Origin of the sequence: Pseudomonas sp. 478, assembly GCF_003254125.1 — a bacterium.
GTDB lineage: Bacteria > Pseudomonadota > Gammaproteobacteria > Pseudomonadales > Pseudomonadaceae > Aquipseudomonas.
The window spans coordinates 66,257-80,967 of the sequence record NZ_QKZG01000004.1 but is presented as its reverse complement, the minus strand read 5'-3'; the positions used below and the strand labels follow the sequence as shown (position 1 = coordinate 80,967).

General features: G+C 54.9%; 12 protein-coding genes. 9 read left to right on the top strand and 3 right to left on the bottom strand.

The annotated features are described in order from the left end of the window. Positions 1-35: 35 nt before the first annotated feature. Positions 36-1,541, bottom strand: a complete 1,506-nt coding sequence (locus tag DFS28_RS10150; RefSeq protein ID WP_371922167.1) for a methyl-accepting chemotaxis protein — start codon at positions 1,539-1,541, stop codon at positions 36-38. Positions 1,542-2,019: 478 nt separating this feature from the next. On the opposite strand from DFS28_RS10150, the gene gabP reads away from it, so the two are divergent. Together gabP and DFS28_RS10135 are read left to right on the top strand one after the other, a co-directional pair. Next, complete coding sequence (gabP, locus tag DFS28_RS10140; protein WP_111449627.1) at positions 2,020-3,426, top strand: GABA permease; 1,407 nt, start codon at positions 2,020-2,022, stop codon at positions 3,424-3,426. A 113-nt stretch (positions 3,427-3,539) separates the two neighbouring features. Further along, entirely contained in the window at positions 3,540-4,631 is a 1,092-nt protein-coding gene (locus DFS28_RS10135; RefSeq protein ID WP_111449626.1) for a GlxA family transcriptional regulator, read from the top strand. 153 nt (positions 4,632-4,784) lie between these two features. On the opposite strand, the gene DFS28_RS10130 is transcribed toward DFS28_RS10135, so the two are convergent. Continuing rightward, positions 4,785-5,813, bottom strand: coding sequence for an AraC family transcriptional regulator (locus DFS28_RS10130; protein ID WP_111449625.1), 1,029 nt, complete (start codon positions 5,811-5,813; stop codon positions 4,785-4,787). A gap of 467 nt (positions 5,814-6,280) precedes the next feature. Here DFS28_RS10130 and DFS28_RS10125 point away from each other — a divergent pair, with 467 nt between their 5' ends. From DFS28_RS10125 to DFS28_RS10105, 5 genes are all read left to right on the top strand, one after another. Beyond that, positions 6,281-6,772: a lecithin retinol acyltransferase family protein gene (locus DFS28_RS10125; protein WP_158539673.1), complete on the top strand. Its 492-nt coding sequence runs from the start codon at positions 6,281-6,283 to the stop codon at positions 6,770-6,772. Between the two features lie 342 nt (positions 6,773-7,114). Further along, the gene (locus tag DFS28_RS10120) at positions 7,115-8,359 is read left to right on the top strand and encodes a dienelactone hydrolase family protein (protein WP_111449623.1); all 1,245 of its coding nucleotides are present in this window, start codon (positions 7,115-7,117) and stop codon (positions 8,357-8,359) included. A gap of 10 nt (positions 8,360-8,369) precedes the next feature. Beyond that, positions 8,370-9,155, top strand: coding sequence for an SDR family oxidoreductase (locus DFS28_RS10115; protein WP_111449622.1), 786 nt, complete (start codon positions 8,370-8,372; stop codon positions 9,153-9,155). A 79-nt stretch (positions 9,156-9,234) separates the two neighbouring features. Further along, positions 9,235-10,473 carry a styrene monooxygenase/indole monooxygenase family protein gene (locus DFS28_RS10110; protein WP_111449621.1) on the top strand — a complete coding sequence of 413 codons (1,239 nt, stop codon included), beginning with the start codon at positions 9,235-9,237 and terminating at the stop codon, positions 10,471-10,473. 25 nt (positions 10,474-10,498) lie between these two features. Continuing rightward, positions 10,499-11,041 carry a flavin reductase family protein gene (locus tag DFS28_RS10105; RefSeq protein ID WP_111449620.1) on the top strand — a complete coding sequence of 181 codons (543 nt, stop codon included), beginning with the start codon at positions 10,499-10,501 and terminating at the stop codon, positions 11,039-11,041. A gap of 51 nt (positions 11,042-11,092) precedes the next feature. Here the strand turns inward: DFS28_RS10105 and DFS28_RS10100 are convergent, their stop codons facing one another. Further along, the gene (locus DFS28_RS10100) at positions 11,093-11,683 is read right to left on the bottom strand and encodes an SDR family NAD(P)-dependent oxidoreductase (protein WP_111449619.1); all 591 of its coding nucleotides are present in this window, start codon (positions 11,681-11,683) and stop codon (positions 11,093-11,095) included. Between the two features lie 397 nt (positions 11,684-12,080). On the opposite strand from DFS28_RS10100, the gene DFS28_RS10095 reads away from it, so the two are divergent. Further along, positions 12,081-13,028 carry a transporter gene (locus DFS28_RS10095; RefSeq protein WP_111449618.1) on the top strand — a complete coding sequence of 316 codons (948 nt, stop codon included), beginning with the start codon at positions 12,081-12,083 and terminating at the stop codon, positions 13,026-13,028. 96 nt (positions 13,029-13,124) lie between these two features. Beyond that, positions 13,125-14,672, top strand: a complete 1,548-nt coding sequence (locus DFS28_RS10090) for a methyl-accepting chemotaxis protein (protein ID WP_111449617.1) — start codon at positions 13,125-13,127, stop codon at positions 14,670-14,672. The last annotated feature ends 39 nt before the right edge of the window (positions 14,673-14,711 follow it).

Here is a 14,711-nt window from a genome sequence, read left to right as displayed (position 1 = left end):
CGCAGGAGCGGGCTTTTTTTAAGAAAGTTGATGGGTTATCGGTTAAATCGCTCGACCAATGAATACTGGGTTTGAGCGGTCTGGGTTAATTCCTTGCTCAGCTCCGCCGAATGCCTGGCTTGTTCAGATGTTTGGTCCGCCAGATTAGCAATGGTCGTGATATTGCGACTGATTTCCTCGGCCACGGCGGTTTGCTCTTCGGTCGCAGCGGCAATCTGGGTCGTCATGTCTGTGATGTTCGCGACGGCCTCACTGATACCGACTAATGCCTTGTCTGCCTCAAGCACCCACGCCACGCCTTCTTCGGCCTGTCGCTGTCCGTTTTCCATGGTTTTAACCGCGTTGCTGGATGAGACCTGCAACTTGGAAATCAGGTTATGGATTTGGATCGTGGACTGAGTCGTGCGCTGGGCCAGCTGACGCACTTCATCAGCGACGACCGCGAAGCCTCGACCCATGTCGCCCGCGCGCGCGGCTTCGATGGCTGCGTTCAGCGCGAGCAGGTTAGTCTGATCGGCAATGCCTTTGATGACATCCACCACCGTCCCGATTTCATGGCTGTCCTTGGCTAACTGCGCCACTGTCAGCCCTGTCTCGCCCACCACGACGGAGAGGCGCTGAATGGCTTCTCGAGTGTCTCGGGCCACCTCGCGTCCACGTCCGGTCAGCACATTGGCTTCTTGAGTGGCGTCGGCAGTACGCTGGACGTGGCTGGCGACTTCCTGGGTGGTGGCCGCCATTTGATTGACTGCGGCCGACACCTGCTCGGTCTCGACCCGTTGGCGGTCCAGTCCACGAGAGCTATCGGCGGCGAGGCCATCGGATCTCCCCGCCAGACTGGTCAGTTGCTCTGCCGTGTCTTGCAGCCGAGTGAGGCAGGTCTTGAGCCGAGACGCCTGACTGACAAACGCCGTTTCAAGGCGTGCCTGAGGACCGCGTTCATCGCTGTACATTTTGGCCAGCAACGAGTCGGAGGTTGAGGCCTCAGCCATTTCCAATAGATGCAGCGCCCCTCGGTTTTGTCTGCGGGACACAAGCAACCCGATGGGAATCGATACCCCGACGGCCAAAATGAAAGCCTCAGGCGCACTGAGGAACATGCCGCCCAGCGTCCCCACCAATCCGATCGTCACAACAGGCAACCAGGCGAGTAGGGCGGGTTGCCATTGATCGCTGCCGGGAATGGCTGATTTTCCAAGAGTGATGCGTTTATAGAGGGCTTCGGCGCGGCGGATCTGCTCGGCCGTCGGCTTGACCCTGACCGATTCATAGCCAACGACCTCACGACCTTCGAAAATCGGCGTGACGTAGGCGTTGACCCAGTAGTGGTCGCCGTTTTTGGAGCGGTTCTTGACGATGCCCATCCACGGCTTGCCTTGCTTCAGCGCGCCCCACATATGGGCAAAGATGGCGGAGGGTACGTCGGGGTGACGAACGATGTTTTGAGGTGCGCCGATCAGGTCGGACTTGTTGAAACCGCTGATATCAACAAAGGCGTCATTGCAGTACGTGATGACACCTCGTGCATCCGTTGTCGAGATGAGTTTTTGTTGAGGTCCAAGGGCAACCTCGCGCTGCGTAACCGGTTGGTTGTTTCTCATCTGTATTGCTCCTATGCCCTAATCTAGAGGCATCGGCAGCAATGAGTGAAAGATTAAGAAGTAATTCCCAAAGGACAGGTTGTACGTCGGAAAAGAAGATGTGGGGCCTTAAAGTCTACTTCCGGCGGTCAATTTATCGGTTGGATGAGGGATCTCTTCTTGAAGGCCAGAGACCCTACGCACTGATGCATGTCGAAATCAGACTCGCACGTGGCGCGCTCAGGCTACTTGCGTGGATGAGTGGGCGCGTAAGGTGGCGTGTCATTTCATGTCAGTGTGCAGTTGCGTTGACTGATGGGGAATGCTCCAAAGCGCTGAGGTTCGCCGCTTTCGATAAGGGGCAACAGGAAGAAATGATGATCGCCTGACCCTCAGTCAGCACGCGCTAACGTCGATCACCAGAGAACAAAAAAAAACAATGAATAGCCTGAACTCCAAAGATTCGAACGGTCAGTTGGCACAGGGTTTCAAGCCGCGACACGTCACCATGCTTTCCATCGCGGGGATTATCGGCGCAGGCTTGTTTGTCGGGTCGGGACATGCCATCGCTGCTGCCGGTCCGGCGGTATTGCTGGCTTATCTGTGCTCCGGCCTGTTGGTCGTATTGGTCATGCGCATGCTGGGCGAAATGGCAGTGGCCAACCCGGACACCGGTTCTTTCTCAACCTATGCCGATCAGGCGATCGGGCGTTGGGCCGGTTTCACCATCGGCTGGCTCTACTGGTGGTTCTGGGTGTTGGTGATTCCGATCGAAGCGCTCGCGGCCGGGCATGTCATGAATCAATGGTTCCCGCAGATCGATACCTGGTTGTTTGCCTTGCTGTCGATCATCCTGTTGGTCGTGACTAACCTGTTCAGCGTGTCCAAATACGGCGAGTTCGAATTCTGGTTTGCGATGGCCAAGGTCGTGGCGATCATCGGCTTTATCGGTCTTGGTTTTGCGGTGTTGATGGGTTGGATTCCCGAGCGGGAAGCCAGCGGGTTGAGTCGACTCATGGAGGAACATGGCGGGTTTGCGCCCAACGGCTTGTCAGCGGTCGTAGGGGCATTCATCACCATCATGTTCAGCTTCATCGGTACAGAAGCGGTGACCATTGCTGCCGCCGAATCCAGCAATCCTGCGCAGAACATTGCCAAAGCCACACGTTCGGTGATCTGGCGCATTGGGGTGTTCTACCTGCTGTCCATTTTCGTGGTCATTTCCGTGGTGCCCTGGAATGATCCGTTGCTGGCGTCGGTGGGCTCGTACCAGCGAGCGCTGGAACTGATGAACATTCCCCACGCCAAGTTACTGGTGGATGTGGTGGTATTGATTGCCGTGGCCAGTTGCATGAACTCCTCGATCTATATTTCCTCGCGCATGCTGTTCTCGCTGGGCAAGCGCGGTGATGCACCGGAGCCGCTGAAGGTGACGTCGTCGGCGGGCGTGCCGAGAGCTGCGGTGATCGCCAGCACCATACTGGGTGCCGGCGTGACTTTGTTCAGCTATTTCATGCCTGCCGGACTGTTCCAGTTTCTGCTCGCCAGTTCCGGCGCCATCGCCTTGCTGGTGTACCTGGTTATCGCCGTGTCGCAATTGCGCATGCGCAGGATTCTGCGTCGGCAGAACGTCACGCTGACTTTCAAGATGTGGCTGTTTCCCTGGCTCACCTGGTTGGTCATCGTGTTCATCTGCGCTGCGTTGGCGGTGATGATGGTGACCCCCGAGCACCGTATGGAGGTTTCTTCGACCATCGGCCTGGCGCTGGTGATTTCCTTTATCGGCCTTGTGACTACGCGTCACCATGGTCAGCCGCAGCGGGCGGTGTCGGCGGAAAGTGCATAGCAGCCATCTCCAGCGTAAACCTGCTGGCGACCTCATCAGTGCTCGACCAGTGGCGAGGCGGCAAAAGCCGCCTGCGCCACGGGCCACTACCGTCACTGCGAGAATAATCTTCGATGGCATACGACACCTCCAAGGCCGCTCCTCCCCAAACTATCGGTTTCTTGCTGCTGGACCAATTCACGTTGATCTCGCTGGCGTCTGCAGTAGAGCCTCTACGAATGGCCAATCAGTTGACCGGTCAAGAGCTCTATCGTTGGCATACCTTGAGTTTGGGGGGAGAGCAGGTCTGGGCAAGCGACGGCATGCCGATCACTCCGGACACCTCGATCATTAACGCACCGATGCTTGATACCGTGATCGTCTGCGGTGGCATTGGCATTCAAAGCGCTGTGACCCGGGAGCACGTAACCTGGTTGCGAGCCCTGGCGCGACGTTCGAAGCGGATCGGCGGCGTGTGCACTGGCAGTTGGGCCTTGGCCAAGGCGGGCCTGCTCGATGGCTTCGATTGCAGTGTGCACTGGGAATTTCTGGCCGCCATGCAGGAAGCTTTCCCGCTAGTGAACCTCAGCTCCAGTTTATTCACCCTCGACCGAGATCGCTTCACCAGCTCTGGTGGAACGGCGCCAATGGATATGATGCTGCACCTGATCAGTCGCGATCATGGTCATGAACTATCAGCGGCCATCTCCGAAATGTTCGTCTACGAGCGAATCCGCAACGAGCAGGATCACCAACGAGTGCCCCTCAAGCACATGCTCGGTACCCATCAACCAAAGTTGCAGGAAGTCGTCGCCTTGATGGAGGCCAATCTGGAAGAGCCGATTGATCTGGACGAACTGGCGAATTACGTCGGCTTGTCGCGTCGACAGCTTGAGCGGTTGTTCCAGAAATACCTACATTCCTCGCCTTCGCGGTATTACCTCAAACTGCGCCTGATTCGCGCACGTCAGTTGCTCAAGCAAACGCCGATCTCCATCGTAGAGTTGTCGGTGGTATGTGGCTTTGTGTCCACCCCCCATTTTTCCAAGTGCTATCGCGAGTGTTTCGGCATTCCACCCAGCGACGAGCGCCTGGTGGCGGAAACGCAACCGCTAGTGACAGCAAGATCGATTGCGCAGGCTTTGCCATTGGCAAGGCCGATGAGCTTGCTGGATCAGGCACGTGATGAGTCAACCTTCGCAAGTATCAAGATTTTGAAATCCTGAACAATCGGGGTGATCTTTTCGGGATGGATGGTCACAAGCGGAGCATTCGTAGAGGAAGGCTCGCGTGGCTGGCGTACAAACTGACACCTGAGCTGCACAATCAGAGCGCCTACGACCAATTCTATTGGCAGGTCGTGGGTGTCTGGGCCGATATCAGCGTCGGAATCTGAGCGTCGTTGAAGGTGCCTCGCCAAAACGTTTTTTATATTCCTGAGCAAACCGTCCCAAATGGGCAAAGCCCCATTTGAGCGCGATATCGGTTACTGAAGCGTCATGGCTATGACTGCTCAATTCAAGATGCACCTGCTCCAATCGCAGGTTGCGCAGGTAGGCCATGGGCGTGGTGTCACAAAAATCGCGAAAGCCGGCAAACAATGTGCGAACGCTGACTCCTGCGTGCTCGGCCAATTGCTCTATGCTCAGCGGTTCATTCGCATGAGCCCGCATATACTCCTCGGTCCTTTTGACGAAAAATGGCAGGAGTGCTTTTGGTTTACTGGCACCCTCCAGTTGTTCTCGCAGATTATTGGGTTGGCCATAGACCAATGCATTGATCAGGACTGACTCGAACTGTTTGAGCACCAGAGAGTGGTGGAGCGGATGTTCATCCAATGTAATTGCATCTGCGAGCATGGAAATCAGCTGAAGCAAGTAGCTTCCGCCTGGGGTGGTCAGATCGAGTTCAGGATTAAACTCCAGTGGTCTGTCCATCACATGTCCAAGGTGTTGAGCGCAATGGTACTCAACCTCGTCACGTTCGATTCGAAGTGCCAGTTGGGGAGCATTGGCATCCCAGCACATCGATAACGGCAGGTTCGGTGAAATCAAGGAAGCTATGTTGGGGGAGGAGATGAAGTCGTGTCCGCCACAAATGATGCGTGCCTTTCCGCTGATGGGAACCTGGATTAAAAAGAAATCTTCAAGGCGACCGGGATCGATGTTTACCCGGGCTCCATATTCCAGTCGGTTCAGGGACAAATGCCCGCGACTGACATGGTGCATCCGTGCGCTGATGCGGTCGGTTTCCTGAATACAGCGCAGTTCGTGTTTTTTGAAAACGCTACTGACTCCGTCACGAATGGCATCCAGGTCATTGAGAAGAAATAACTGGTTTTTAGGAGTGAACAGCGAAGCTCTGTCAAAGAGACTGCCGCAACTCTCCGGGATGAGATTCAGGCCCATGGTCGACTCACTTGCATGCACGGTTTCAAGGCATGGCGCACAGTAGTGTTACCGAGGTTTTGCAGGATAAGGATAGTCGCTGCGTTAACCGGATAACCTGTATGCATGTCCGTTTCTTTATGTGCCCTCATCGGGGCCTTCTACCTACTCAAGCAATGGGCATGCCAGACAGCTTTCAAGTGTTCAAGCCTGCTGCGAAGCTTGATTCATTGGTTCCTAGAATCCCCCCGCAAACATTAGGTGTCCAACGTTTTTTTCTTGGCTATTTGGCGTTTTCGAAGGAGGAAAAAGCACTGTCTTCAAGTCAGTTGCGAATCAGAAATCTTTCTGCACGTCATGGACAGGTTTAGCGCCCAGCGGATAGTCCCGCTCGGTGCAGATGTTCAATATCGTTCCAACGCTTCTGAATTAACTGAGGTGGGAGTGCCAACAAGAGCACTCACACATGCCCAGTAAGGCGGAACATGATGAACATCTCCTATAAATTCGCTGCAGTAGAAGAGCTCCGTACCAGCCAATGGCAAGACTGGGACTGGGAAGCTGAGGCAGAGGTCGCCATTGGGAGCCACCTCATCACCTCACGAAACGGCTATTACCATCATGGGATTTACCTGGGTGAATACCAAGTCGTTCACTACTCAGGGCTCTACTCCGGTTTGCACGCAGGCCCTATAGAAGTTCTGACACTGCAACGGTTTACGTCCGGGCAACGGCTTTGGGTAAAGAGCGCCCAGCAAGTCAGATTCGAACGAGAAGAAATCATCCGGCGAGCGCTCTCTCGGGTAGGTGAAAATCAATACCGGCTGCTGACCAACAACTGTGAACACTTTTGCAACTGGTGCCTCTACGGCGAAAGCCGCAGTGATCAGGTTCGCAATTTTGCGGCTCATCCTTTCTCGGTACTACGATTGCTTCTGCTGGCCCTGCCCGGACTGCTTCAGAGAACCGCCATCGTTTAGTACTGCGCTTTCACCTTCAAGGATTGTACTGAACAAGTTTTGTTCTCCTCCTATACCGGTCCGCCCTTGGTTCACTTTTTTGCTCGTCGAGCATTTTGAAGAGCGTGAGGCGCGGCAGTCACGTCCCCGCTCGGCTCTCCTTCAAACAGTTGGTTGATGAGGTGAACGTTCGGCGTCTGCTCTTTCTGGCCACTCTCACAGCTTTGTTTCATTTTGCGCATCAGATTCTGGCCTGTGTAACTTCCTGCATACCACGGACAGGCATCGCATTCAGCGGATAGTCGGCACCTCTAAAGGTGCCCAATATCATCTCCAACGTTCCTGAACCCTTGGAGAATCGATATGAAAGGCCAATATGTCAGCGTGCCGGTTGCGTCCGGTGGTCATTTCCAGGCTTACCTGGCGACCTCCGTCGATAGTCGCGGCCCGGGCGTGGTGCTCTGTCAGGAAATCTTTGGTGTTAACCAGGCTATGCGTGAAGTCGCTGACCTGTTGGCCGAAGAAGGTTACACCGTGCTGGTACCGGACCTGTACTGGCGCCAGGAGCCCGGTGTCGAATTAGGTTACACCGAGGCAGACTTTGGTCGCGCTTACGAGCTCTACCAAGGTTTCGACGAGGCACTTGGTATCGATGATATTCGCGCCAGTCTGAATGCCCTGCAGAGCTTGCCCCAATGTAAGCCGGGCGACCTGGGTGTTGTGGGCTACTGCCTGGGCGGCAAGCTGGCTTACCTGGCGGCGTGTCGGTTACCTGAAGTAGCCTGTGCCGTCGGCTACTACGGCGTGGGTATTGAAAACGCCTTGCCGGAAGCTGAAAGTTTGCAAGGTCGCCTGGTGCTCCATATGGCCGAACAAGATCAGTTCTGTCCTGCCGAGGCTCGGTCCGCGATTCAAAAGGTACTGAACGACAAGCCAGGTGTTGAACTTTACGTTTATCCGGGAGTTGATCATGCTTTCGCTCGCCCTAACGGCCATCACTATCACAAACCGTCGGCACTGTTGGCTCACGAACGGACTGTGGCTGCATTGCGTCGGGTTCTAGGCCCTGACTACAACCTCTCTGATCTCTGGGATGAACACGTGCGACACGAGTTCGATACCCGGGACGTACCTGCAACTATGGCCACCATGGTCGCTGAACCTTACGTCAATCACATCCCGACCATGACCGGCGGCGTGGGTGCAAAAGAGTTGAGCCGCTTCTACCAACATCACTTCGTCCATGGCAATCCCAAGGACATGGCGCTCACGCCGCTGTCTCGCACGGTCGGTGCGTCACAGATCGTTGATGAATTCATCATGAGTTTTACCCATGACTCCGAGATCGACTGGATGCTTCCCGGGGTAGCACCAACCGGACGCTATGTCGAGATCCCGATGCTTGGCGTAGTCAAGTTCCGCGGCCCCAAGCTTTATCACGAACACATCTACTGGGATCAGGCCAGTGTGCTGGTTCAGATCGGCCTGCTTGACCCGACAGGGTTGCCAGTGGCCGGTGTAGTGACTGCCCGGAAACTGCTCGATGAATCGCTGCCTTCCAATACGTTGATGCCGAGTTGGGCCTCCAGCGCCGACAAGTCGGTTTAAGGGGATAACCATGTCACATCTACAGAACAAAGTGGCTGTTATCAGCGGTGGTGCGACCTTGATTGGCTCCGCCGTGGCTCGGGCGTTAATGGATGCGGGGGCTAGCGTTGCACTGTTCGATATCGATCGTGAAGCGGGTCTCAAGGCCGCCACCGAACTGGGTGAGCGAGCCGCATTTTTTCATCTCGATGTGACGGATGACGAGCTCATCGCGCATGCAGTCGAAGAAGTTCGAGCACGTTTTGGTGGAGTCGACCTGCTGATCAATCTGGCCTGCACTTACAGCGATCAGGGCTTTGCTTCCAGCCGTCAGGATTGGCTACAAGCGCTTGATGTGAACCTGGTATCAGCGGTGGCATTGACTCAAGCCGTGCATCCGGACCTTAAAGCGCGACGTGGTGCGATTGTCAATTTCACTTCCATCTCGGCCAAGTGTGCCCAGACCGGCCGTTGGCTCTATCCAGTTTCGAAGGCCGCGATGGTGCAGCTGACTCGCTGCATGGCCATGGATCTGGCTGCTGACGGCATCCGCGTCAATTCGGTATCGCCTGGCTGGACCTGGTCGCGAGTGATCGCCGAAGTCAGTGGCGATAACCGTGAGAAGGCTGATGCGGTCGCCGCTTCCTATCACCTGTTGGGGCGCTTGGGAGAACCTTCCGAAGTGGCCAATGTGGTGGCGTTTCTATGTTCACCCGCCGCCAGCTTTGTGACGGGCGCGGATTATGCCGTCGATGGAGGTTACTCGGTCATGGGACCGGAACAGAACCTGCCGGCGATACCACGGCTTGCCGAGTAACACAAAACCCTAACAAGAAACCCTGTTCGGCGACTGCCGAATGCCACACCTGTAACCGTCGATAACCAGGAGAATAACAATGCGTCGAATCGCCATCGTCGGAGCCGGTCAAGCCGGCCTGCAACTCGCTCTAGGCCTGCTCGCCAAGGGTTACCATGTCACCTTGACCACTAATCGTAATGGCGAGGACATTCGCAACGGTAAAGTGATGTCCAGTCAGTGTATGTTCAACGCCGCCTTGCAGAGTGAGCGTGATTTGGGGCTGAACTTCTGGGAAGACCAATGCCCGGCTGTTGAAGGTATTGGTCTGGCAGTGCCTAACCCAGAGCAGCCCAATGAGCCACTGTTCAGCTGGAGTACCCGGCTGGATCGCTATGCCCAATCCGTCGATCAGCGCCTGAAAATGCCGGTATGGCTGGACGAGGTCGCAAAGCGTGGCGGTGAGGTCATTATCCAGGATGTCGGGGTAGCCGAGCTGGAGCTCTTGTCGACCACCCATGATTTGGTACTGCTGGCTGCGGGCAAGGGCGAAATCGTCAATCTGTTTGAAAAAGACGCCGAGCGTACTCAGTTTCAGCAGCCGCAAAGGGCGCTGTCGTTGACCTATGTGAAGGGTATGACACCGATGTCGCCGTTTTCCCGGGTCAGTTTCAACCTGATTCCAGGTGTAGGCGAGTACTTTGTGTTTCCTTGCCTGACGACCACCGGACCTTGCGAAATCATGGTCTTTGAAGGAATTCCGGGTGGGCCGATGGACTGCTGGCAGGGGATTACATCTGCCGAGCAACATCTCGAAAAAAGCCTGGAGCTGATCAATCGTTACGTCCCTTGGGAAGCCGAACGCTGCCGCTCCGTGGAAATGACTGATGACAAGGGATTCTTGTCCGGCAGATTCACGCCAATGGTACGCAAACCGGTATTGACGCTGCCGTCGGGACGCAAGGTCTTTGGTATGGCCGATGCTCTTGTAGTCAACGACCCGATTACGGGCCAAGGTTCCAACAATGCTGCCAAGTGCAGCAAGGTTTACCTGGATGCGATTATCGCTCGTGGCACGCAAGACTTTGGCCCTGACTGGATGCATGACACCTTCGAGCAGTACTGGAGCTATGCCCAGCATGTGGTCAAGTGGACCAACACCATGCTGACACCACCGCCTCAGCACCTGCTCGAACTGCTCGGTGCCGCGAGCCAGTCACAACCTCTGGCATCGGCCATCGCCAATGGTTTCGATGATCCACGCACTTTCGCACCTTGGTGGTTCGACGCCCAGTCTTGCCAGGCCTTTATTCAGAAAAAGACTCGTCAGGCCGCTTGAGCCGCCATCGAGCCAGGAGTTCATCATGAATGCACTTACCGCAGAATCCATCGAACATGATCTGGTCAACGCGCAGGATTGCGATCCACGCGAACTGCGCAATCTGCTCGGGCAGTTTGCCACTGGGGTGACCGTAATCACTACGCGCACGACCGATGGACGCAATGTTGGCATGACCGCCAACTCCTTTTCGTCGGTTTCACTCGATCCGCCACTGGTGCTTTGGAGTATTGCGCGCAACGCGCCGAGTCTGCCGGACTACCTGTCGTGCGAGCATTTTGCGATCAACGTCCTAGGCGCAGATCAGCACGATATTTCCGGACGTTTTGCACGACCTGCGCCAGACAAGTTTTCGGGTGTGGCCTTCCAGGCCGGAGAGTCCGGGGTGCCTCTGCTCGATGGCGTGATTGCCACGCTGGTCTGCCGCAATGTCACTCAATATGAGGGCGGTGACCATTTGATATTCCTTGGACAAATCGAACACTACCGCCACGGCGCAGGGGAGCCGCTGGTGTTTCACGGCGGGCAGTATCGAGTGGCTGCGCAACATCCCGGGGTAAATCGATAAGTCAGGGCTTGAACCTCGCCGTTCTTTTCGAACGGCGAAGTACGCCTGTTGTTACGACACGTATCTCGCCATTGGAATGATGGATCCGAAACATTGCAAAGTGACTATGATTCCGGCCGGAGCCAGTTCTTTGGATGCGGCCTGAGTCAGCACCCGCACCGCCATTTTTGACGCAGAGAGAATATCGATCAGTGTCGGGTTTTCATGCCCGGCGCTGGACAATACGTTGATGATCGTGCCTTTTTGGCAACGCTGACGAAATTTATCCGCGGCGGCCTGAATGCCCCAATGTGTGCTTTGAACACTGTGATTGATCAGTCGTGCAACTTCGTCATAGCCAATATCAGCGTTTGGGTGTTCTCTCTCAAATTCAGGGTTATTGACCATGATATCTAAGCTGCCGAATGTTTTTTCCGCATGATCGACTGCCTCTTGAAGTTGTTTCTGTCGGGTCAGATCGGTTAGGAAAACTGACACGCGACGCCCCACTGCAATGATCTCTTCGGACGTATGCCGCAGCAGCGTTGCGTCCTTATCGACCAATACGATATCAGCCCCCTCTCTGGCCAGGCGAAGGGCGATTCCCCGCCCGGTACACTGTCCAGCACCCGTTACAAGCGCAATTTTTCTAGGGCTATTCATATGAAGTGACTAGTGCTCTCGGATAATTAACTGAAAAGCTCTGATGCCGTTTAATTGCTGAGGCGAGCCTAAACCGCGTTGCATTTTAAATGCCGAAGGTGGGCTAGTCATCTTGAACAAATAGCCTGTTGGATTTACTCGCGCATAGTGGATAGCCCATGCAGTTGGCGGATAGTCAGAAAGAGAGGCGGTGATCATGATCAAGCCCAGCCCCCAAATAAAAAAATGGTGGTTGTAAAAACACTAATGCCTGCTGAACATCCTACAGGTGTTGAGACTTGTTGATGCGCTGCTTGTGCGGCAAGGGTTCAACGTTATGTGGTAACGGACAGCCTTTACGCGCCCATTGCTACGTTCAACTTCTCTGCCTTTAGCCTTGCTGTAAGTGGAGAGCGTCATGAAAATAAAAAGAAAACTGCTATCGGTATATGTGTTGAGCACTAGCCTCTTGGGAATTGAAACCGCGCAGGCGTATGACCTGCCAGTCGTCAATCTGGGTTTAACAACTTTTCTCGATGGTGCGCCGCCAGCGGGGGCGGGGTGGTACTTTCAGGAATACTTCCAGAATTACAGTGCCAATCGTTTTCGGGATCAAAATGGAAAGTCGCTGGGCTTGCCCAAGCAGGAGCTGGATTATCAGGTCGCGGTGACACAAGTCAGCTATTTTTCCGACCTTCGCTTGGGCAACGCTACGCTGGGTATGAATGCCGTGCTTCCTTTTGTAACGAGCATGGATGTTGATGACGGACTCAATAATGTGGCGCTGAAGGCTCAAAGTGGCGTAGGCGATCTGCTTTTGGGCCCGATGATTCAGTTTGATCCAATCATGGGACCCGATGGACCGCGTTTCGCGCATCGCATTGAGTTGCAGGTGAACGTGCCGACTGGCAAATACGACAGTAAGCATGACATCAATCCGGGCGCCAACGCTTGGTCGTTTGACCCCTATTGGGCGGCCACTTATTGGTTTACTCCAAAATGGACTGCATCCGTTCGTGCTCACTATCTTTACAACGGCAAGAACGATGATCCGGGCCCGGCGTTTGGTGGCGCCGACGATATGCAAGCCGGCCAGGCTTTACACGCAAACTTTGCTACTGAGTATGCGGTGACGCCGCAGCTGCGTTTGGGTATCAATGGCTATTGGCTGAAGCAAATCACGGATACCAAAGTTGACGGTCATGAGGTTTCCGGCCGCCGCGAAAAGGTATGGGCAATCGGGCCTGGGGCGATGTACAGCTTTTCCAAAGAGGATCATGTATTTGTGAATGCGTACTTCGAACAGGACGTCGAGAATCGTCCTGAAGGTAGTCGTGTGCAAGTGCGGTATGTCCATCATTTTTAGACCGCCACAGTCATTGTGCTCCATAGCTTCGATTACTTTGGTCTTTTGCCTGCCCCTAGGGGGCGGGCTTTTTTTTCATTTTTGGGACCTTCAGCCATGTCTGCATCTCCTACTTCTTCTGACAATGTTGTTCTGATATGTCGCACCGACCTGCAGGGGCGCATTACCCAGAGTAGCGACGCGTTCATCAAACTTACCGGCTATACGAGTAAGGAGCTGTTGCAACAGTCAAGCAGTCTTCTGAAGCACCCTGATATGCCTGCACATATTTTTATTAGCCTGTGGAGCGCGCTGCAACAAAGAAAGCCCTGGATGGGACTTTTGAAGAACAGGCGCAAGGACGGTTCAACGTACTGGCTGAACGTCTACATAAAACCAGTGTTCGGCGATGATGGAGTTCAGGCATATGGGGCTGTCTATAGCTCACCCTCGCAAGCGCAATGTGAGCGTGCAGAAAAGCTCTACTCGCGATTGAAATCAGGAGGCGGCGTTCTGCAGTGGAGCTCTCATATCCATCAACTAGTGGGCGTTGCATTACCGACCCTGCCGCTCGGATTACTGTTGTCAGCAGGCCTTTGGCAACTGAACTCCCATTTGACTCAGAGCGCCTTAGTTGTTGCTGGATCGCTCGTTATAGCGGGTATTCAGGATTGGCGGCAGACCCGAGCCGTCAAGCAAGTTTTTGTGGCGCATCCCAAAGCGTTTGCCGATCGATTGACCGCGAAAATTTACAGCAGCGCGCCAGGTGTTGCAGCGTTGATGGAGATGGCACTGGTTGCCGAAGAACGTCGTCTGCAAAGCGCATTGTCACGAATAGGGACGACCGGGGGCGTCGTAGAACAGCAGGTGGTCGAGCTTGCCCAGTTGATCCAGGGCGAAACCCTGCGCCTCGAACGGCAACGCGATGAAACCGATTTGTCGGTGACCGCCCTTAGCGAATTGGGCGCCACCATACAGGAAGTTGCCAGCAACGTTCAGGCCACCAATCTGGCCACTCAGGAAGCTGCCCGGCTTGCCAATCATGGCGAACAATTGTCCAGCAAGAGCCTCGATGCGATGCAGCAACTCAGTACATCGGTTGGGGATATTGCACTGGCGGTTCAACAACTGGCCAGCTCTACCGAGTCCATTGGCGCTATTACCAACATCATCAGTTCGATTGCCGGACAAACCAATCTACTTGCTCTGAACGCGGCTATTGAAGCAGCTCGCGCCGGCGAAGCAGGCAGGGGGTTCAGCGTCGTTGCCGACGAGGTACGGCAACTGGCGACTCGGACTCAGGAAGCAACACAGCAAATCCAACCGCTGTTACTGCAACTGCGTAATGCGACCGAACGCACCGTACAACTGACCAACGAGGGGCGGGAGTTCGCGCGAAACAGTACGAGCGAGGTGGAATCAGTCCAAGGTAATTTGGCTGGAGTGAGTTTGTCACTGACCCAAATATCTGGCATGAGCATGCAGATTTCATCCGCCATGGAGCAACAATCCCAAGTGGTCGAGAGCTTGTCACAACAGGTTGTGCAAGTGGCCGAGCTGTCGACGCAAAGTGTAGATAAGGCATTGGACGGTCAGCGGATTGGCGAGGATCTGCTCGCTCAGGCCAAAGCGCTACGGCATTTGGCAGATCGTTTTGATCGCTGAGAGTTCGACGGTGGGGTATTGATCAGCAGCGTCGGCGGA